Below are 18,959 nucleotides of genomic sequence, written 5' to 3'. Positions count from 1 at the left end.
GATATCACCTGCTTACCCCGATAGCGACGGGTCTCAACGCGCTGCCCCGCCGAGAAGCCGGGCCTGCCGCCGCCCGGCCCGGGTAACCGCTCCCCCATGGGTCAGATCCGCGTGGGCACGTGTTCCTGGACCGACCGGGCGCTGGTCGGCAGCGGCTGGTATCCCCCGGGGCGGCGGGACGCCGAGGGCCGGTTACGGCACTATGCCGAGCGGTTTCCGGTCGTCGAGGTCGACGCCTCGTACTACGCGCTGCCCGGCGAGCGGAACAGCCGGTTGTGGGCCGAGCGGACACCGGACGGTTTCGTCTTCGACGTGAAGGCGTTCTCGCTGCTCACCGGGCATCCGACCCGCCAGGCGGTGATGCCCGAGGGGTTGCCCGCCGAGCACCGGGACCCGGCGGTGCTCGACGCGGTGTGGGCCCGCTTCGCGGCCGGGATCGAGCCGCTGCGGGAGGCCGGACGGCTCGGGAGCGTGCTGTTCCAGTTCCCGCCCTGGTTCCGGCCCGGGCAGCGGGCGGAGGCGTTCCTGCGGGACTGCGCGAAGCGGACGGCGGACTGGCCCGTCGCCGTCGAGTTCCGGCATCCCTCCTGGTGGGAACCGGAACAGGCCGAGGCGACGGCCGCGTTGCTCGCCGGGCACGGCATGGCCGCGGTCGCCGTCGACATGACGCAGACGCTCGCGTCCTCCGTGCCGCCCGTCACTCCCGTGACCTCGCGCGGGCTCTCCGTCGTCCGCTTCCACGGCCGCAGCACCGCCTGGGGGACCGGCAGCAAGGAAGACCGGTTCCGCTACGCGTACGACGAGGACGAACTCGCCGAGTGGCTGCCCCGCGTGCGCCGGCTGGCCGAGCGGACCGAGCAGGTCCACGTCCTGTTCAACAACTGCTGCGGCGACGCCGCCGTCCGCGACGCCGAGACCATGACACGGCTCCTCGACCGGGACGGCCCGGCGGTGCGGCGTCCAGTGCCGCGGCAGGCGACGTTGCCCCGTGAGGGTGCGGACACCGCCTGGGGCGCGATTGCCCGTGAAGGCGCGGACACGGCCTAGTTGGCGATCCGCACTTGACGCTCGACCGACACCTGGTCGACGTCCGACACCCGCACGGTCGTCTTCATCGTCCAGTTCCCGGCAAGCGGCAGGTTGACGGAGTTGGTGCTCCAGTAGCCGCCCCGGTCGGCGAGTTCGGCGTCGATGGGGCCGACCTTGCGGGAGGGCAGGGTGAAGGTGATACGGACCTCGGGGACGACGACCAGGCCCTTGTCGGCGCCGGCGACCACGGCCTGGATGCCGTTCTCGCCGACGCGGGCGGGGTCCAGGGTGACCTGCACCGTGCCGCGTCCGCTCACGGATTCCGTGCCCGTGTCGTAGGGCACCGTGATCAGGGTGGTGGGCGGCAGCGCGCCCGCCGGGGCCTGCCGGGCCGCCTCGGCCTGGGCACGGGCCGGAAGGGTGCCCGTGAGCACGGTCGTGATCATCAACACCACCGCGGCGACCGCGACTTCCACGAGGACGGAGCGGCGCAGGCGGCGCCGGATGTCGGGGTCGGCCCCGGAGGCGCAAGGCTCCTCCGCCGCCTTGTCCGGCGTCTCGGGTGCCTCGGGGCCGTCGTGTTCCGCCGGTGCCCCGACCGGCTGCGGGACCCGCTCCTTGACCGCGGCCGCCCGGGTGACGGTCGCCGCGGCCGCCCGGGTGACGGTCGCCGCGGCCGCCCGGGTGACGGTCGCCGGGGCCGCGATCCGCGCCGTCCAGCGCCGTGAGTACCGGGCCACCAGCAACAGCACGGCCACCCCCGCCAGTTTGGCGAGCAGCAGACGGCCGTACGACGTGCCGGTCAGCGCGGAGAGGGAGCCGAGGCCACGCCAGGACTGGTAGACGCCCGTGACGGCCAGGACGGTCACCGAGGCGAAGGCGATCCGCGAGAAGCGGGGTACGACCTCCGCCATGTCGTTCACCGCCGCGTCGTCCACCGCTGCGTCGCCGGACGCGCGGCGCAGGGTCAGCAGCAGCGCCACGAGGCCGCCGAGCCAGACGCCGGTCGCCAGCAGGTGCAGCACGGACGACGTCATCGCCACCGGCACCTGGATCCCGGCGGAGGCGTGCTCGGCCGCCGCCCAGGTCAGGGCCAGGGCGGCGGCCAGGACCGTGCCGATCGCCGGCGCGACGGGCCGCTGCTTCGGGTCACGGCGCCTGGACAGCCACAGCAGGAAGACCGCGGTCAGCACGAGCAGGACCAGCCGGGCGACCAGGGCCAGGCCCGGACGGCCGGTCAGGGTGCGGCCGAGGGCGGAGGCGTCGAAGGCGGTGGCCGGGCCGGTGCCCGCCTCGTAGGGGGCGCGCAGCAGGAGCAGGACGAGCGTCGAGCCCAGCAGCGTCCACCAGGCCGCCACCAGCGGCCGGCGCAGGGCGGAGGTGTCCGCCGGCCGGCAGAGCAGGGCGAACGCCGCCAGGCCGACGAGCAGCGCGGCCGCGAGGTAGGCGAGGTAGCGGGCGGCGTCGTTGAGGCCGCCGGTGAGCGGGTCCTCGGTCGAGCCCGTGTCGATCTGGACCGTCGTCGCCGAACGCTTCCCCACGGAGAAGGAGAAGGCGCCGGAGACGGGGTGGCTGTCGGCGGAGACGACTCGCCAGGCCACCGTGTACGTGCCCTGGGCGAGCTTGCCGGGCAGGCCGACCCGGGCCGTGTCGGAGCGGCCGTCGGCGTGCGTGGCCTCGCCGGTGTGGACCCGGCGCTGGTCGGGGCCGAAGACCCGGAAGGAGTCGTCGAGCAGGCCCACGGACTCGGTGAAGGTCAGGGTGACGTGACGGGGTGCCTGCTTGACGAGGGATCCGTCGTCGGGGTCGGTGCCGCGGAGGGCGGCGTGGGCGGAGGCGGGGGCTGCTCCGGCGAGGAGCAGTACCAGCACGGTGCCGAGCAGCACCAGGGCTTGGAATCGCCGGGGATGTCCGGCATTGCGATCCTCGTTCCGCCGTTGGTCCACGTGGGTCTCCGGGGTCGGGCTGTACGGCTACGAGTGGAGTACGGACGGGATCGGTGTAGTGCTCACCGGCTCGGGAGACGTGTAGTGCTCACCGGCTCGGGAGACGTGTAGTGCTCACCGGGCTCAGGAGACGGGCCCGGACAGTCCCGCGATCTCGCCGGCCACCGCCGGATAGCGGGCCGTCAGCTCCGTGGCGTCCCCGTGCTCGTAGCCGTCGAACGTGAAGCCGGGCGCCATCGTGCAGCCGAACAGGGTCCACTGCCCGTCCCCGCGCACCCTCCCGCCCATCCACGTGCCCGCCGGGACCGTGAACTGGACGTGCTGGCCGTGCAGGACGTCCGGCCCCAGCACCACCGTCCTCGTGGTGCCGTCCGGGGCGAGCAGCAGGAGCTCCAGGGGATCGCCCCGGTAGAAGTGCCAGATCTCGTCCGTCGGCAGGCGGTGGAGGGCGGAGCAGTCGTCCGCCGTCAGCAGGGCGACGATCGCCGTGCCCTCCGGCCTGCCGTCGGGTCGTTCGGGGCCGGCCCAGGTCTGGCGGAAGAGACCGCCCTCGCGCGGGATCGGCTCCAGGCCGTAATGGGCGATGAGGTCCTCGGGGGTCACCCGGGGAACAGTATCCCCCGGTCGAGGAAGGCGAGCTGGGCCTTCTTCTCCGGCAGGTACACGTCCGGGAGGTCGATCTCCGGCAGAACCACCACCGGGCCGGGGGTGAAGCCGAGTGAGAGGAAACGGGCGATCGCCTTCTCGTTGCGCACGTCCGGGTCGACCACGATCCGCCGGCGGTCCAGGCCGGGCAGGACGTATGCCGCGATGGCGGCCACCAGCCGGGCGGTCCAGCCGCGTTGTCCGCCGCCCGAACCCGCGGGGGCGAGAAGCAGGTGGACGCCGATGTCGCCGGGGCGGACGTCGTAGCACTCGCTCACGCGGTCGGCCTCCGGCTCGTAGGTCTGGAGGAGGGCTACCGGCTCGCCGTCCCGGACGACGAGGTGGGCGTGGTGGGTGTCGAGCGTCGCCATGTGGGCGTAGACGTCCGCGACCTGTTGTGCGGTCAGTTCGGTCATGCCCCAGAAGGCGGCCCGGTCCTCGCTGACCCAGCGGTGGATCAGGGCGGCGTCGGCCCCGGGGTCCAGCGGCAGGACGCGGACGGTGCCGAAGCCGTCGGTCACCTGCTCGTGGACGGAGATGCGGGAGGCGTACGGGTCAGACATGGATTTCCTGCTCGTGGACGGCGGTGCGGGAGGCGTACGGGTCAGACATGGATTTCCTGCTCGTGGACGGCGGTGCGGGAGGCGTACGGGTCAGACATGGGTTTCCCGCTCGTGGAGGGCGGTGCGGGAGGCGTACGGGTCAGACATCGGTTTCCTTCTCCAGCCGGGTCCAGTCGGTGACGACCGGGACGAGGTCTCCCGCGAGCCACAGGGGGAGCTGGTCGCGGTGGTGGGGCGAGCCGGGGACGCCGGAGGCGCCGAGCGGGACCACCCAGCGGCTGTCCTCGCGCCGGGCCAGGTCCCAGACGTAGCGGGCGGCCGGGCCCCGGGCGGCCCGGTCGGTGAGGCCCGGCACGCCCGAGGTGCACAGCACGCAGTCGTGGTCGCCGGACAGCCCCGGTTCGTCGTACGGCCGCTCCGGCTCCAGGGCCCGCCAGGGGGCGAGGCGGTGGGTGTCGCCCCAGACCCCGGCCGGTGGGCGCAGCGCCACCTCCTCGATCGCCGCGCGGACGGCCGCCGGACGGTCGATTCCGTACAGTTCCCCGGCCCGCAGCAGGTGTTCGAGGGCGAAGCCGACCCGGGGGACGAGGGCGAGCCAGGGCTGGAACACCTCCGGGTATGCCGGTGGCGTGGTGAGCCCCGCGAACGCAGGGTGCGCCGCGAGCCTCCGTACGACCGCTCCGCGCACGGCCGCGTAGAGCGCCGCGTCGGCACTGCCCGCGTCCATGCGGCGGTCCCAGCCGAGGAGTCGGTCCCGGAGGGCGGCGGCCTCGGGGGTGAGGGCGTCGAGGGCGGCGAGGTGGTCCAGGAGGGGGGACGCGGAGGCCAGGTGGGTGTCGGTGTGGAGGGCGGGCATGTCGGCGGCGGACCAGTGCTCCTTGCCCGCGAGCAGCGCGGTGATGCGGTCGGCGCGGTGCGGCGGGGCGAACTCGACACCGAGGGGTTCGGCCGGGCCGCGCTGGTTGGCCATGACGGCGACACCGTCGGTGAGCCCGGCGCGCGGTGGCAGGTGCCAGCCCTGCCATTCGTGGCCGGGCTCCCAGGCGGGCACGATGCGCAGGGAGTCGACCCCGGCGCGTACCGGCACCCGCCCGGCCACGCGGTGCAGGACACCGCCCTCGGTGTCGGCGGCCTGGACGACGTTGACCGGCTCGGCCCAGCGGTCGAAGGCCCGGTCCACATCGGCGACCCGGCGGGAGCGCAGCAGCGGCAGCAGGGCACTGAAGCCGAGGTCGCCGGTGACGCGGGGCGGGTAGCGCAGGCTGATCGCCACGGGCACGCCGGAAGGACCGGCGTGTGCCGGGTCCGGCGGATCACCGTCGATCCCCTCGGGACCGCCGATGATCACCGGGCCCCGGTCGGTCTCGATCACCTCGACCTCGACCGGCTCGGCGCCCGCCACCTCGACCGTCTCGGTGTGCCGGGCCGCCCGCCGCCAGACCCCGTCCGGGCCCAGGGCCTCCATCCCGGCGCCGGTGCGCCGCAGCCGTTCCCGGTAGAGGTCCTGGTAGTCGGCCATGGCGTTGGTGATGGCCCAGGCGACCGTGCCGGTGTGTGCGAAGTGGGCGATGCCGGGGACACCGGGGACGGCCAGTCCCACGACGTCGAACTCCGGGCAGGACAGGTGGATCTGCTGGTAGACGCCCGGGTCCTCGATCCAGCGGTGGGGGTCGCCGGCGATGAGGGCCTGCCCGGTGACCGTCCGCTCGCCGCCGACCAGCCAGCCGTTGCTGCCGGAGGTGCCGGGGCCGTCGGTGGCGAAGAGGCCGATGGCGTCCGCGCCCAGGTGGGCGGCGACCTGCTCGCGCCAGAGCTTGGCCGGGAACCCGGCGAAGAGGATGTGGATCGCGAGCCAGACACCGAGGGGGGTCCAGGGCTCCCAGCGGCCGGGGGTGAGACCGGTGCGGGCGAACTCGGGGGCGGTGGCGTCGGCCAGCCCCTCGTTGACCCCGTCGACGTACGCCCGCACCCACCGCGCCGTCCCGGGGTCCCGTCTCTCCAGGTCCGCGAAGCAGCGTCTCGCGGTGTCGTCGAGTCGGGCCCGTCTCGCGAACCGGTCCCAGGCGAGGGCGTCCTCGCCGAGGAAGGACGCCGAGGTGCCCTGCGCCCGGTGGCGGTCGGTCTCCAGCTGCCAGGCCCGGTCGCGGGCGGTGACGAGGCCCTGCGCCCGGGCGAGTTCGGCCGCGCTGTCCGCGCGCAGGTGCGGAATGCCCCAGGCGTCACGGTAGATCGCGATGGCCACGCTGTACCCCCACTTCCCTTTAGGTTAGCCTTGCCTAAGTCAAGCTGTGGCCGGAATCGTACGCGAGGGGCTGAAACGCGATGGGGCAGGGGCGGGGTTGGGAGGGCGCGGTCCTCAAACTGCTGCGCGCGAAGGACTTCGAGTTCACGGTGACGGACGTCGAGGACGTCACCCCGGACTACCGGCGGCTGCGCTTCACCGACGGCGGTCTGCTGGCCGCGACCGGAGTGCACCCCACCATGTGGGTACGGCTGTGGTTCGACAACGCGGGCAGGCCGCACCAGCGGGCCTACACCCTGGTCGACCCCGATGCCGAGGCGGGCACCTTCGGCCTGGAGTTCGCCCTGCACGAGGGCTGCGCCAGCGACTGGGCCAGGGCGGCGAAGCCGGGGGACACGATCGAGGCGACCGTCCAGGGCACCGGCTTCGAGCACCCCGACCCCGCTCCCTCCCACGTCTTCGCCGTCGGCGACCCGGCCTCGCTGCCGGCCATCAACTCCCTCCTGGACGCCCTGGGCTCCGCACCGGCCACCGTCTGGTTCGAGGGCGGCGACGAGGACCTGCCGTTCCGCACCGACCCGGACCTGCACGAACTCCGGAAGGTGCCCCGCCGGGACTCCGGCGCCCACCTGGTCGACCGGGTGAAGTCGGACCTGCCCGGCCTGCTGCGGGACACGGCCGACCCCTATGTGTGGATCGCCTGCGACACGGCGACCACCCGGGCGCTGGCGGCGTACGTCCGCAAGGAACTGGGGCTGCCCAAGCAGCGGGTGCACGCGCTGGGCTACTGGCGGGCGACCTGAGCAGCGGGCGGGCCCGCCCCGGGGGATGATCGGGGCATGGACGTCACTCTTCACCTCGCCCAGGATCCCGAGGCCGACGCGCTGCTCGGCCGCAGTCCGCTCGCCGCGCTGGTCGGCATGCTGCTGGACCAGCAGGTCCCCATGGAGTGGGCGTTCAAGGGCCCGGCGACGATCGCCCGGCGGCTCGGCACGGACGACCTGGACGCGCACGAGATCGCCGCGCACGAGCCGGAGGCCTTCGCCGCGCTGCTCTCCGAGAAGCCGGCGGTGCACCGCTACCCGGGCTCCATGGCCAAGCGGATCCAGCAGCTGTGCCAGTACCTCGTCGAGCACTACGACGGTGACGCCGAGGCCGTCTGGAAGGACGTCGGCACCGGCAAGGAACTGCTGAAGCGCCTCGCCGAGCTGCCCGGCTTCGGCAAGCAGAAGGCCCAGATCTTCCTCGCCCTGCTGGGCAAGCAGCTCGGAGTGCGTCCCACGGGCTGGCGCGAGGCGGCGGGCTCCTACGGCGAGCCGGACTCGTTCCGCTCGGTCGCCGACATCACGGGTCCCGAGTCGCTGGTCAAGGTACGGGCGCACAAGCAGGAGATGAAGGCAGCGGCGAAGGCGGCGAAGGCCTCCGACAAGTAGGCCCCCGGCCCGGCAGACCCGGGCCGGGGGGCTACTTCCCGGCCCACCCCCCGCGCGCGGCCAGGCTGGGGCACGTCAGCCGCCTGGTCCGTTCCGGGTGGCATCCGCTTTCGGCCCGGTCGCAGCATGGACCATGACCGAGCCACCGAGCGGCTCCCCCGCCTGGGCCGAGCGAGCGGATGTCGCGCCCGCCTGGGCCGAGCGAGCGGATGTCGCGGCAGGCGGGATGAACGGCGTGGCCGCCGCGGGGAATGACCTCCCGTGACCCCCGCACCGCAGCCGGTCCCCCGCGGCCCGCGCCGGCACGCCTGGCCGCGGGTGCTCGTCCTGCTGCTCGCCCTCCTCGTACCGGGCGCCCACGCCGAGGCCCACTCGGGATGGACGGCCCCCGTCTCCGGGGAGAACACCACCGTCGAGTGCGACCTCCTCGACACAGCCCTGCGCCCACCGGCCCGGGGCGTCCGCCGCGTCGCAGCCCCACCGTCCCCGGCCCCGCTCCCGGGCCCCGGGCCCGCCGGCGCCACGCAGCGGTCCCTGCCCGTACCGCCGAGCCCACCGCACGATCCTCGCCCCCTGCGTTCCGAGGTCCTGCGCTGCTGACAGGACCGGCCACGCCCGGCCCGGCCGTCCGTCCGGCACGGAACCAGCAAGCACGACGAGGAACGACGAGGAACCAGCCATGCTCCAAGACCCGTACGCGGTCCTGCGCGCCCTGCTGCGCGCGGAGGCCGCCCGCAGCACCCCCAAGCCCCACTCCCAGCCGGACACGCGGAAGCCGCCGCAGCCCCCGAAGGGGAGAAGAGAAGACCGCGGCTGACCCACCGCGCGGCGGAGGCGGACCCACGCCTCCGCCGTCCTGAAGGACTCCGTCGGGCCAACGCCCCCGCCACCCCGAAAGACTCCATCGGGCCAACGCCCCCGCCACCCCGAAAGACTCCATCGGGCCAACGCCCCCGCCACCCCGAAAGACTCCATCGGGCCAACGCCCCCGCCACCGCCGCTGAAAGACTCCATCGCCCGACGCCCCCGCCACCCCGAAAGAATCCGTCGGCCTAACGCCTCCGCCGTCCCGGACGCCGGGCCGTGCCGAACAGCGACCTCGTGATCTCCCGCCCGATCTGCGCCCCGACCGACCGGGCCAGGGACTTGAACACCCCGCTTCCGGCCACCTGCTCCACGGCGGACGGCCGTTCCTCCCGCCGGGAAGCCACATCCCGCATCTCGTCGGGCCCCTTCGCGCCCCTGCCGCGCTCCAGTCGCTCGTACGCCGACTCCCGGTCCACGGCCCGCGCGTACCGCTCGTACAGCGCGGACCCGCCCACGGCCCGCTCCAGGGCCTCCTGCCCGAGCGGCCCCATCAGCGACTCGGGTGCCCGCAGCCGGGTCGCGGCGACCGGGGTCGGGGCGCCCTTCTCGCTCAGCACCGTCACGACCGCCTCCCCCGTCCCCAGATTCGTCAGCACCTCTTCGAGGTCGTAGGGCGACTTGGGGAAGGTCCTCACCGTGGCGCTCAGGGCCTTCTGGTCGTCGGGGGTGAAAGCCCGCAGCGCGTGCTGGACACGGTTGCCCAGCTGGGCCAGGACCTCGGACGGTACGTCCTTCGGGGACTGCGTCACGAAGAAGACCCCGACCCCTTTCGAGCGAATCAGGCGCACGGTCTGTGTGATCGACTCCAGGAACGCCTCGGAGGCGTCGTCGAAGAGCAGGTGCGCCTCGTCGAGGAAGAACACCAGCCGCGGCTTGTCGACGTCGCCGAGCTCGGGCAGATCGTGGAAGAGATCGGCGAGCAGCCACATCAGGAACGTCGAGAACAGCTGAGGCCGGTCCTGTACGGCGCTGAGCTCCAGGACCGAGACGACACCGCGTCCGTCCTCACCCGTACGCAGCAACTCGGCCGTGTCGAACTCCGGCTCCCCGAAGAAGCCGGACGCGCCCTGCGCCTCGAAGGCGGTGAGGGACCGCAGGATCACCCCGGCCGTGGCCGCCGACAGACCGCCGATCGTCTTCAGCTCCGGCCGGCCCTCGTCCGAGGTCAGGAAGGTGACGACAGCCCGGAGGTCCTTCAGGTCGATCAGTTCCAGGCCCTTGCTGTCGGCGTAGTGGAAGATCAGCGCGAGCGACTGCTCCTGGGTCCGGTTCAGCCGCAGCACCCTGGACAGCAGCACCGGGCCGAACCCGGTGACCGTGGCCCGGACGGGGATGCCGCGCCCGATGCCGCCGAGGGCGAAGTACTCGGCCGGGAACCCGGTCGCCGCCCAGCGCTGGTGGACGTCCGCGGCCCGGCCCTCGACCCGGGCGTCCGGGCGGCCCGGCGCGGCGATCCCGGAGAGGTCGCCCTTGATGTCGGCGAGGAACACCGGCACGCCCTGGGCGGACAGCTGCTCGGCGATCAGCTGGAGCGTCTTGGTCTTGCCGGTGCCGGTGGCGCCCGCGACCAGCCCGTGGCGGTTGAGCATCGCCAGCGGCACCCGGATCTGCGCGTCCGGGAGGCACTGCCCGTCCCACAGCAGGGCGCCCAGATGCAGGGCCGGGCCGGAGAAGGCGTAGCCGGAGGCGATCCGCAGGGCGTCCTGGGGGAGGGCGGCGGCGCGCTCGGACACTTCCGGAGCGGGCGCCGACGGCATGGTCTCGCGATCCGGCATATTCACGCACCTGTTCCGGGTTCGTACCGCCTTGTATTGATTTTTTCAGCGTCGCACTCGCTCGCCATGGCTGCGCCCGGAAGGTCTTGACCGGTAGGCTTTCCGTGTGATCTTCAAGCGCATCGGAAACGGCCGGCCGTACCCCGACCACGGCCGGGAAAGCACCCGGCAGTGGGCGGACGTCGCGCCGCGCCCGGTCCGCCTCGATCAGCTCGTGACGACCAAGGGTCAGCTCGATCTGGAAACACTGCTCGCCGAGGACTCCACGTTCTACGGCGACCTCTTCGCGCACGTCGTGAAGTGGCAGGGCGACCTGTACCTGGAGGACGGACTGCACCGTGCGGTGCGGGCGGCACTCCAGCAGCGTCAGGTGCTGCACGCGCGCGTGCTCGAGCTCGACTGATCCCCGGCGGTCGCGGGTTGGCCCTTTCGGGTTCCGCTGGGCGACGTCGAATGATCATCTAGTAGGCATCGTCGCCCGGGCGCACTACGCTGCGCTCATGAGCATGCTGACTCCCCCCGGCATGGGCGGCAAGTACCGCATCACGGGCAACAAGTACCCCAAGATGCGCCGGCCCCGGCGGCGCGGCAGGCTCGTCGTCCTGACCGTCGCGTCCGTCGTCGTCCTCGGTGTGGGCGGGTGGGGCACGCTGCAGCTCATCGACGTCTTCACCGGCGGCGGCAGAGAGGCTTCGGCAGCCGGCGACGGGACCGACTGCGGCATCAAGACCAAGGCGAGTCCCTCGCCCAGCGTCAAGCCCCTGCCCGAGCCCCGCACGATCACCGTCAACGTGCTCAACGCCACCACCCGCGGCGGCCTGGCGAAGAAGACCGCCGACGAGCTCAAGAAGCGCGGCTTCAAGATCGGCGACGTGGGCAACGCGACCAAGCAGTACGACAAGAAGGTCAAGGGCACCGGCCTGCTGCTCGGCCCAGCCGCCGCGCTCGACACCACGCTGCCCGTGCTCGGCACCCAGCTCCCGGGCGCCGAACGGCGTACCGAGGCGGCCCGCAAGGGCGCCGCCGTCGACCTCGTCATCGGGGACGGCTTCAAGGAGCTGGCGAAAAAGCCGGACGCCGACCGGGCGCTGACCAAGCTGGCCACGCCCGAGCCGGCGCCCACGACGAAGAAGGGGTGCTGAGAGGCCCGTCCGGCCTACTCGGCCGCCCCGTACATCCGGTCCCCCGCGTCTCCGAGGCCCGGCACGATGTAGCCGTGCTCGTTCAGCCGCTCGTCGACCGAAGCTGTCACGACCGTCACCGGCGTGCCCGCCAGCTCGCGCTCCATGATCTCGACGCCCTCCGGCGCGGCCAGCAGCACCACGGCGGTCACGTCGTCCGCGCCACGCCGGATCAGCTCGCGGATCGCCGCGACCAGCGTGCCGCCGGTGGCGAGCATCGGGTCGAGCACGTAGACCTGACGTCCCGACAGGTCCTCCGGCATCCGCGTCGCGTACGTGGAGGCCTCCAGCGTCTCCTCGTTGCGGATCATCCCGAGGAAGCCCACCTCGGCGGTCGGCAGCAGCCGGACCATGCCGTCCAGCATGCCGAGCCCGGCCCGCAGGATCGGCACCACCAGCGGGCGCGGATGCGACAGCTTGACGCCCGTGGTCCGCGCGACCGGCGTCTGGATGTCGACCTGTTCGGTGCGCACGTCACGCGTGGCCTCGTAGGCGAGCAGGGTGACCAGCTCGTCGGCGAGACGGCGGAAGGTCGCTGAGTCGGTGCGCTGGTCGCGCAGCGTGGTGAGCTTGTGGGCGACCAGCGGGTGGTCGACGACGTGGAGACGCATGTCCACAACATTAGCCGGGCGGGGTGCCCCGGACCGCACGGCAAGCCCGCCGTCCGGCCGTCACCCGATCACCGGCGTCAAACCGCCCGTCCGGGGGAAAGCGGAAAGGACGGACTAGGGGTGGTGAACCTGATGCCGGACCGGAAATTCCGAGACGATACGTTGCCGCGCATGTGGCCGGGGACGGGCCCGACGCCCGACCGGACGGACGGGGCCGACGAGTCCGACGCCGAGCGGCGCCGGCGTCGTGCCCGGTTCCTGCGCGATCTGGCCGAGGCCCGGGCGCTGCGCGACCGCGTCCAGCCGCGCCGCGCCAAGACGGCCCGGCTGCGGCACGCCATGCGCATGCGCACCTTCCGCTGGTAGGAAACGGGTGAGGAAACCCCCGGCAAAGATCACGAACCGCGCGGAGATTGTCGCGGGTGACCGTGCGTGGAGCGGGGCAAAGCCGCGTACGATCCGCAGGTGGCGGCAACGGGCGTGCGAGCAGAACTGCCGGACACAGGGAGCCGAAGACGTCCCCTGAACGCCTTGTTTCTGCCACGATTCCGAGTGGGTGGGGCTCGGACGAGCACTCCCCGCCCGTAACCTCCGCCGGGGGGACCCCCAACCGGCACGCCTAAGACCAGTGGGAGAGTCACGGTGTACTTCGCCGCACTGCTCGCGCGCACCGAAGACGGGTGGGAAGCGAGCGACACAGAGCTCGACGATGTGGAAACCCTGTCGGATCTCGCCGACCTGGCCCGTGAAGCCTCCCCCGACGAGGACACGGTGCTCGTGCTCATCGAGCAGGAGGACGCCTGGTTCGGCGTCGTCCGCGTGGACGGCGAGGAAGACCCGCGGATCTACGTCTCGGACGCCGCCGCCGCTGCCCGCAGCAGCTACGGCGAGATCCTGCTCACCGACGAGCTGCTCGGTCGGGATCCTGACGACGGGGACGTCCTCGACGCCCTCGATCTCGACGGCACCGAGGACGGTGAATCCGACGAGGACGACGACGATGCGGCGGAGAGCCCCGGGACCGCCGGGGCCGCCGACGTGCCGCACGGCCCGGTCGGCGACGCCCTGATCCTGGACGACCTCGGTGTGAGCGAGAAGGAACTGCGCCTGATGTCGACGGACGCCGTCACCGAGATCGCCGAGTCCCTGGGCGCCTCCGAAACCCTGGAGACCGTCCGCTGACCGGTCGTGGCAGCGCGGGAGTCCCGGATCCGGTCCGGGACCCCTGGCGGCCCGCGATGCGACGCGCCCTGGACGAGGCCGCCGAGGCCGTCCGGGGCGGGGACGTCCCCGTCGGCGCCGTCGTCCTGGCCCCGGACGGCACGACCGTGCTCGCGGCCGGGCACAACGAACGCGAGGCCGGCGGCGACCCCACGGCCCACGCGGAGCTCCTCGCCCTGCGGCGGGCCGCGGCCGCCCTCGGCGCGTGGCGGCTCGCCGGCTGCACCCTCGTGGTCACGCTGGAGCCCTGCACGATGTGCGCGGGCGCGATCCAGCAGTCCCGCGTCGACCGGCTCGTCTACGGCGCCCGCGACGAGAAGGCCGGCGCGGCCGGCTCCGTCTGGGACGTCGTCCGGGACCGGCGGCTCAACCACCGGCCCGAGGTGATCGAGGGCGTGCTCGCCGAGGAGTGCGCCGGGCTGCTCACGGAGTTCTTCCGCGGTCGCTGAATACCGATTTCAAAGCACGCGGCTCCTTGCTGTAAGGTCTCCCTCGGTAGCGTGTCCGAGCGGCCGAAGGAGCTCGCCTCGAAAGCGAGTGTGGCGCAAGTCACCGAGGGTTCAAATCCCTCCGCTACCGCTTGTGGACGAAGGGTCCGGCTCATCGAGCCGGACCCTTCGCTCGTCTCCGTCTCTTCTCAACTCCCGGTCTGTTGGGCGAACTGCTGCCACGCAACGATCTTGGGCTTGGACATGTAGCCGTTGATGTCCTCCACCGAGAGGACCAGCGCAAACGGCTTGGCCGTGTCGAATCGCCGGCCGAGTCTCCTGGCCGAGTCAGGAGAGAAGACGGCAGGGGCGGCCAAGGTGGCCAGGTAGCCGCAGCCCGCCATCATGATCAACCTGCTGCGGGGCTCGAAGGGGTTCCAAGCAAAGATCACCAGCGCGTGATCCTGCTCGACTTCGACGTCGGCGCCCCTCAGCTCGCCGAACGACGCGCCGGTTTCCCGGGTGACAATGCGATAGCGGTCACCGACGATCTGGAACTCGTACGGCACGTCCAACCTGCTCACGTACGTCTTCCACACCTCGTTCATCGCGGGTCCACCGATGACGACCACGTTGTCCTCTGCGTGTCCGGCCATGCTGAAGGCGGACGATCTCACGGTGCCGATCGAATGGATCTTGAGCTCACGGGCGAGACTGAGGCGGACGTTCATCGCTGCCAAGGCGTCCGCCTCCCAGAGCATCCGCCTCTCACGCGCACTGCCGACGACAGCGGTCACGGGAGTTTGCCGGTCGATCCGCCACAGGCGGGCCACCGGACGGCTGTCGCGGTAATACGTGAGGAGATTGCGGGCCAGCCAGCCGATCAGGAAGGCCACGAACGACGCGGCCAGATTGATGGCAAGATCAAGTGACACAGCTCGCTCTCCCCCGCTTCAGCCGTCGAACACCGAGCCGACAGCGCCCCGGCTCAGTGCGTGCCCGCAAGCATGACCGCCGAGCGGTGGCCTGAGAAGACCGCGACGGGGCGAGCAGCGAAGCGCCGACGCAACCTGCGCCGGCTCGCCGTGATCGTCGTGCGATCAGGCTCTTCGTGTGTTCGGACCTTCGTGCGATCATGTGCGCTGCATGGGACACCAGTGACATGGGAGGCCGCGATGGCGGTGAACGCGAAGAAGATCGCCGTCTACGTCGTCGTGGTCTTCGTGATGTACGTGATCGTCACGGACCCCAAGAAGGCCGCCGACTACGTCCAGATAGGGTTCCAGGGCATATCGGACGCCGCCGGGGCTCTCGGCGATTTCGCTACGTGGGTCGCGAACGGAGCAAAGTGATGATCCGCCACCTGGTGCTCTTCAAGCTCAACGAGGGCGTCGAGCGCGACGACCCCCGGGTCGTGAAGGGCGTCGAGGCCTTCCGCGCGCTCGGCGACAAGATCCCGGAGCTCCGTTTCTGGGAGCTCGGCTGGAACGTCAGCGACCGTCCCATCGCGTACGACTTCGCCATCAACTCCGCCTGCGACGACGCGGACGCCCTGCGGCGGTACGTGGAGCACCCGGAGCACCAGGCCGGGGTCGCGCTGTGGCGGGAGTTCGCCACGTGGGTGATCGCGGACTACGAGTTCTGAGACCGGCTCCGGGACCGGCCGCTTCCGCCCCCTGTCGTTTCGACAGGGGGCTTTTCCGTTGCGTGAGGATTCGTCTGGCTTTCATCCCTCAACACGTAGTTATGGGGTGCTTGCACACAGAGTGCATGTCTTGTGATGCTATGACCGCTTTTGATGGAAGAGTTGACGGATGAGTTGCCGATGACGAGGTGGAGTTGACCGTGCTGGCCAGTACCGCACCTCAGGCACCGTCCCCTCAAGCGTCACCCTCGTCCCCTCAGGCACCGCCCTCGCCCCCTCAGGCACCCTCGCCCCCTCAAGCCGCGACCCCTCAAGCCGCGGCCCCTCAGGCGGCATCGCCGGAAGGCACTCCGGCCGCGCCCCAGCGGAGCAGCCGCGGTGCCGATACCCGGGCCCTCACCCAGGTCCTCTTCGCGCAGCTCAAGGAGCTCCAGCCGGGCACGCCGGAGCACGACCGCGTGCGCGGGGCGCTCATCGAGGCCAACCTCCCGCTCGTGCGCTATGCGGCCGCCCGGTTCCGCTCCCGCAACGAGCCGATGGAGGACGTCGTCCAGGTCGGCACGATCGGGCTCATCAACGCCATCGACCGCTTCGACCCGGACCGGGGCGTGCAGTTCCCGACGTTCGCGATGCCGACCGTCGTCGGCGAGATCAAGCGGTACTTCCGCGACAACGTCCGCACCGTCCACGTGCCGCGCCGGCTGCACGAGCTGTGGGTGCAGGTCAACAGCGCGACGGAGGACCTGACGACCTCCTTCGGACGCACCCCGACGACCGCGGAGATCGCCGAGCGGCTGCGCATCACCGAGGACGAGGTGCTGTCCTGCATCGAGGCCGGGCGGTCGTACCACGCGACCTCCCTGGAGGCCGCGCAGGAGGGCGACGGGATGCCGGGACTGCTGGACCGGCTCGGCTACGAGGATCCCGCGCTGGACGGCGTGGAGCACCGGGACCTCGTCCGGCACCTGCTCGTCCAGCTGCCCGAGCGGGAGCAGCGGATCCTGCTGCTGCGGTACTACAGCAATCTCACGCAGTCCCAGATCTCCGCGGAGCTCGGCGTCTCGCAGATGCACGTGTCGCGGCTACTCGCGCGTAGCTTCCAGAGGTTGCGGTCTGCGAACCGGATCGACGCGTAACCGCAAACGCGAGCGAGAGGTCACCGCGGGGAGGGAATCGCTCATCAGGGCGGTTGCCGACAGTTGAAAGCCGAAAAGCCGTCAGACCCCTTGTTTGCAGGGCGTATTCGCGTCTCAGATGTCGACATGTCACTACAGCGTGTTGCCGACATGTGACATTCTGCGGGAAGCGCGTTTGCCGGAGCTCCGGCTCCGGTATTCAGGTGAAGGCTGCGTTCCTCAGACGGGAGCGTCCGCCGCGACCGTCCCGCGACCCAAAGGGGGTGGCATGTCCGCAGAACAGGGCAGCTCGAAGGTGCTCACGCTCGCGGAGAGCGAGTCAGCTCCCCATGCTCTCGACTCACTCGGCTCCATCGATGAGGCTCCGGCCCTCGTGGCCGAGCCCGTCCCGGTCCTTCCGACCGCGGGCCCCATCGACACCCGCACCCTGTCCCGCTCCCTGTTCCTGCGGCTGGCCGCGCTCGACGAGGACAGCCCCGAGCGTGCGTACGTCCGCGACACGCTCATCGAGCTCAACCTCCCGCTCGTGCGGTACGCCGCCGCGCGGTTCCGCTCCCGGAACGAGCCGATGGAGGACATCGTCCAGGTCGGCACGATCGGGCTGATCAAGGCGATCGACCGGTTCGACTGCGAACGGGGCGTGGAGTTCCCGACGTTCGCGATGCCGACGGTGGTCGGGGAGATCAAGCGGTTCTTCCGGGACACCTCGTGGTCGGTGCGGGTGCCGCGCAGACTGCAGGAGCTGCGGCTCGCTCTGACCAAGGCCAGTGACGAGCTCTCGCAGAAGCTGGACCGTTCGCCGACGGTCACCGAACTCGCCTCCGTGCTGGGCGTGTCCGAGGAGGACGTCGTCGACGGGCTGGCGGTGGGGAACGCGTACACCGCGTCCTCGCTGGACTCGCCGGCGCCGGAGGACGACGGCGGCGAGGGGTCGCTGGCGGACCGGCTGGGGTACGAGGACACCGCGCTGGAGGGTGTGGAGTACCGGGAGTCCCTGAAGCCGCTGCTGGCGAAGCTGCCGCCCCGTGAGCGGCGGATCATCATGCTGCGGTTCTTCGCGAACATGACGCAGTCGCAGATCGGTGAGGAGGTCGGCATCTCGCAGATGCACGTCTCCCGGCTGCTGACCCGGACGCTGGCGCAGCTCCGGGAAGGCCTGATCTCGGACTGAGCATGTCCTCACGGACTCTGGCGGAGGCTGGGCGCGGTCGTTGGGGCCGCGCCTTGTGCCTGTGCCGCTTCGGTGGGGTGCTCGTGCTCCGCGTGCCGCCGCATGCGTGCCGCTGGGGACGGCAGCACCGGTACTGAGTGGTCCTGCTTGCGTGTTACGCCAGCGCCAGCCAAGCCACCGCCGCGATGACCGCCACGGCGACCACGACGCCGAGGATGAGGCCGATGCGCGGGCCGCTGCTGGAGGGTGCCGCCGCCTGACGGCCCTGCGGGGCCTCGTCGACGAACGCGCGGAACATCTGGGTGCTGCCGGCGGGGTCGTGATTGCCCTGCGGGGCCTGGTTGTTAGCCATGGCCCGAGACCCTAGCGAAAACGGCGGGGCTCCCCAAGTGGGGGTTCGGGTTCCGTTTGGGGTCGAGTGACCCCTACCGCCGGGCTCGCCACCAGCACGTTTACTCCCGCAATACTTGCCTTTGCCAAGTTTTTGTACCGCACCACCCTCTTTTATTTGCCTGCAGCAACCAACAGCTCCTATGGTTGCCCTAAGCAACGAAAGCGGGAGGTGTCATGGCCGAAAAGGCGCAGTACGAAGAGCTGGTCCGCCAGTTCAGCGCCTTCGGCGCCGTGAAGCGGGAGCTCGGACGGATCATGCCCGCCGAGTGCCCCGGCGGGTCGGCGGCCGTGCTGACCCTGCTGGGCCGTCACGGCGACATGCGCATGAGCAAGCTCGCCGAGCTGCTCGCGGTGGACATGTCGGTCACCAGCCGCCACGTCGCACACGTCGTGGCCCGGGGCTGGATCGAGCGCTCCCCCGACCCGGCGGACAAACGCTCACGCATCCTGCGCCTCACACCCGCGGGCCACACACAGCTCGACGAGCTGTCGCGGCGGACCACGGAGGTCCTCGCCGAGCGCCTGAGCGACTGGACCGACGAAGAGGTCGGCCAGCTCACGGACCTCATGGCGCGGCTGAGGGAGAGCTTCGACTGCCGTCCCGGGACCCGGGCCGCACCGCCCGCTTTCGACCAGACCACCCGTACACCCGCAAGCACGTAAGAAAAGGAAG

The 18,959-nt window shown here is 71.6% G+C and carries 23 protein-coding genes and 1 tRNA gene; 16 read left to right on the top strand and 8 right to left on the bottom strand.

Going from position 1 to position 18,959, the window contains the following annotated elements:
- Positions 1–96: 96 nt before the first annotated feature.
- On the top strand, positions 97–1,047 hold the full coding sequence (locus tag ACFY5B_RS02870) for a DUF72 domain-containing protein (protein ID WP_389963522.1): 951 nt from the start codon (positions 97–99) through the stop codon (positions 1,045–1,047).
- Here ACFY5B_RS02870 and ACFY5B_RS02865 read toward each other — a convergent pair.
- The 4 genes from ACFY5B_RS02865 to ACFY5B_RS02850 all read right to left on the bottom strand — a co-directional run bounded on the left by ACFY5B_RS02865 (position 1,044) and on the right by ACFY5B_RS02850 (position 6,425).
- A complete protein-coding gene (locus tag ACFY5B_RS02865) occupies positions 1,044–2,915 on the bottom strand; it encodes a copper resistance protein CopC (RefSeq protein WP_389963519.1) in 1,872 nt (623 codons plus the stop codon). The two genes, ACFY5B_RS02870 and ACFY5B_RS02865, sit on opposite strands and share 4 nt — an antisense overlap.
- 183 nt (positions 2,916–3,098) lie before the next feature.
- A complete protein-coding gene (locus tag ACFY5B_RS02860; protein ID WP_389963516.1) occupies positions 3,099–3,578 on the bottom strand; it encodes a cupin domain-containing protein in 480 nt (159 codons plus the stop codon).
- On the bottom strand, positions 3,575–4,183 hold the full coding sequence (locus ACFY5B_RS02855; protein ID WP_389963513.1) for a GNAT family N-acetyltransferase: 609 nt from the start codon (positions 4,181–4,183) through the stop codon (positions 3,575–3,577). The genes ACFY5B_RS02860 and ACFY5B_RS02855 overlap by 4 nt, the downstream gene beginning before the upstream one ends.
- 139 nt (positions 4,184–4,322) lie before the next feature.
- A complete protein-coding gene (locus ACFY5B_RS02850) occupies positions 4,323–6,425 on the bottom strand; it encodes a penicillin acylase family protein (protein WP_389963510.1) in 2,103 nt (700 codons plus the stop codon).
- Between the two features lie 80 nt (positions 6,426–6,505).
- Between ACFY5B_RS02850 and ACFY5B_RS02845 the strand changes: the two genes are divergently transcribed.
- The 4 genes from ACFY5B_RS02845 (at position 6,506) to ACFY5B_RS02830 (ending at position 8,675) form a co-directional block, all read left to right on the top strand.
- Positions 6,506–7,228, top strand: a complete 723-nt coding sequence (locus ACFY5B_RS02845) for a siderophore-interacting protein (RefSeq protein WP_389963508.1) — start codon at positions 6,506–6,508, stop codon at positions 7,226–7,228.
- Between the two features lie 36 nt (positions 7,229–7,264).
- Entirely contained in the window at positions 7,265–7,858 is a 594-nt protein-coding gene (locus ACFY5B_RS02840; RefSeq protein WP_389963505.1) for an HhH-GPD-type base excision DNA repair protein, read from the top strand.
- Positions 7,859–8,119: 261 nt separating this feature from the next.
- Complete coding sequence (locus tag ACFY5B_RS02835) at positions 8,120–8,458, top strand: hypothetical protein (RefSeq protein WP_389963502.1); 339 nt, start codon at positions 8,120–8,122, stop codon at positions 8,456–8,458.
- Positions 8,459–8,537: 79 nt separating this feature from the next.
- Positions 8,538–8,675: a hypothetical protein gene (locus ACFY5B_RS02830; RefSeq protein ID WP_389963499.1), complete on the top strand. Its 138-nt coding sequence runs from the start codon at positions 8,538–8,540 to the stop codon at positions 8,673–8,675.
- Positions 8,676–8,910: 235 nt separating this feature from the next.
- Here the strand turns inward: ACFY5B_RS02830 and ACFY5B_RS02825 are convergent, their stop codons facing one another.
- On the bottom strand, positions 8,911–10,500 hold the full coding sequence (locus tag ACFY5B_RS02825) for a helicase HerA-like domain-containing protein (RefSeq protein WP_389963496.1): 1,590 nt from the start codon (positions 10,498–10,500) through the stop codon (positions 8,911–8,913).
- A gap of 106 nt (positions 10,501–10,606) precedes the next feature.
- Between ACFY5B_RS02825 and ACFY5B_RS02820 the strand changes: the two genes are divergently transcribed.
- Positions 10,607–10,903 carry a type II toxin-antitoxin system VapB family antitoxin gene (locus ACFY5B_RS02820; RefSeq protein WP_003999914.1) on the top strand — a complete coding sequence of 99 codons (297 nt, stop codon included), beginning with the start codon at positions 10,607–10,609 and terminating at the stop codon, positions 10,901–10,903.
- Between the two features lie 121 nt (positions 10,904–11,024).
- Entirely contained in the window at positions 11,025–11,642 is a 618-nt protein-coding gene (locus ACFY5B_RS02815) for a LytR C-terminal domain-containing protein (RefSeq protein WP_389963704.1), read from the top strand.
- A 14-nt stretch (positions 11,643–11,656) separates the two neighbouring features.
- Here the strand turns inward: ACFY5B_RS02815 and upp are convergent, their stop codons facing one another.
- Positions 11,657–12,292 (bottom strand): uracil phosphoribosyltransferase, encoded by a 636-nt coding sequence (gene upp / locus ACFY5B_RS02810; RefSeq protein WP_104778992.1) that lies wholly within the window; start codon positions 12,290–12,292, stop codon positions 11,657–11,659.
- A gap of 171 nt (positions 12,293–12,463) precedes the next feature.
- Between upp and ACFY5B_RS02805 the strand changes: the two genes are divergently transcribed.
- The 4 genes from ACFY5B_RS02805 (at position 12,464) to ACFY5B_RS02790 (ending at position 14,092) form a co-directional block, all read left to right on the top strand.
- The gene (locus tag ACFY5B_RS02805) at positions 12,464–12,658 is read left to right on the top strand and encodes a hypothetical protein (RefSeq protein WP_389963493.1); all 195 of its coding nucleotides are present in this window, start codon (positions 12,464–12,466) and stop codon (positions 12,656–12,658) included.
- Positions 12,659–12,934: 276 nt separating this feature from the next.
- Complete coding sequence (locus tag ACFY5B_RS02800) at positions 12,935–13,474, top strand: hypothetical protein (RefSeq protein WP_389963492.1); 540 nt, start codon at positions 12,935–12,937, stop codon at positions 13,472–13,474.
- A gap of 56 nt (positions 13,475–13,530) precedes the next feature.
- Positions 13,531–13,962: a tRNA adenosine(34) deaminase TadA gene (gene tadA / locus ACFY5B_RS02795; RefSeq protein WP_389963489.1), complete on the top strand. Its 432-nt coding sequence runs from the start codon at positions 13,531–13,533 to the stop codon at positions 13,960–13,962.
- 45 nt (positions 13,963–14,007) lie between these two features.
- A tRNA-Ser gene (locus tag ACFY5B_RS02790) sits at positions 14,008–14,092 on the top strand.
- 58 nt (positions 14,093–14,150) lie between these two features.
- Here the strand turns inward: ACFY5B_RS02790 and ACFY5B_RS02785 are convergent.
- Positions 14,151–14,876, bottom strand: coding sequence for a hypothetical protein (locus tag ACFY5B_RS02785; RefSeq protein WP_389963486.1), 726 nt, complete (start codon positions 14,874–14,876; stop codon positions 14,151–14,153).
- A gap of 240 nt (positions 14,877–15,116) precedes the next feature.
- Here ACFY5B_RS02785 and ACFY5B_RS02780 point away from each other — a divergent pair, with 240 nt between their 5' ends.
- The 4 genes from ACFY5B_RS02780 to ACFY5B_RS02765 all read left to right on the top strand — a co-directional run bounded on the left by ACFY5B_RS02780 (position 15,117) and on the right by ACFY5B_RS02765 (position 17,893).
- Positions 15,117–15,293 (top strand): hypothetical protein, encoded by a 177-nt coding sequence (locus ACFY5B_RS02780; protein ID WP_389963483.1) that lies wholly within the window; start codon positions 15,117–15,119, stop codon positions 15,291–15,293.
- Entirely contained in the window at positions 15,293–15,586 is a 294-nt protein-coding gene (locus ACFY5B_RS02775) for a Dabb family protein (RefSeq protein ID WP_389963480.1), read from the top strand. The genes ACFY5B_RS02780 and ACFY5B_RS02775 overlap by 1 nt, the downstream gene beginning before the upstream one ends.
- Before the next feature lie 200 nt (positions 15,587–15,786).
- On the top strand, positions 15,787–16,722 hold the full coding sequence (locus ACFY5B_RS02770) for an RNA polymerase sigma factor SigF (RefSeq protein ID WP_389963477.1): 936 nt from the start codon (positions 15,787–15,789) through the stop codon (positions 16,720–16,722).
- A gap of 268 nt (positions 16,723–16,990) precedes the next feature.
- The gene (locus ACFY5B_RS02765) at positions 16,991–17,893 is read left to right on the top strand and encodes an RNA polymerase sigma factor SigF (RefSeq protein WP_389963474.1); all 903 of its coding nucleotides are present in this window, start codon (positions 16,991–16,993) and stop codon (positions 17,891–17,893) included.
- A 154-nt stretch (positions 17,894–18,047) separates the two neighbouring features.
- Here the strand turns inward: ACFY5B_RS02765 and ACFY5B_RS02760 are convergent, their stop codons facing one another.
- On the bottom strand, positions 18,048–18,245 hold the full coding sequence (locus ACFY5B_RS02760) for a hypothetical protein (RefSeq protein ID WP_062927793.1): 198 nt from the start codon (positions 18,243–18,245) through the stop codon (positions 18,048–18,050).
- A 215-nt stretch (positions 18,246–18,460) separates the two neighbouring features.
- Between ACFY5B_RS02760 and ACFY5B_RS02755 the strand changes: the two genes are divergently transcribed.
- The gene (locus tag ACFY5B_RS02755; protein WP_104779001.1) at positions 18,461–18,949 is read left to right on the top strand and encodes a MarR family winged helix-turn-helix transcriptional regulator; all 489 of its coding nucleotides are present in this window, start codon (positions 18,461–18,463) and stop codon (positions 18,947–18,949) included.
- The last annotated feature ends 10 nt before the right edge of the window (positions 18,950–18,959 follow it).

This window comes from Streptomyces sp. NPDC013187 (assembly GCF_042899705.1).
GTDB classification, from domain to species: domain Bacteria; phylum Actinomycetota; class Actinomycetes; order Streptomycetales; family Streptomycetaceae; genus Streptomyces; species Streptomyces hawaiiensis_A.
This window is presented reverse-complemented; position numbering and strand designations above follow the sequence as displayed.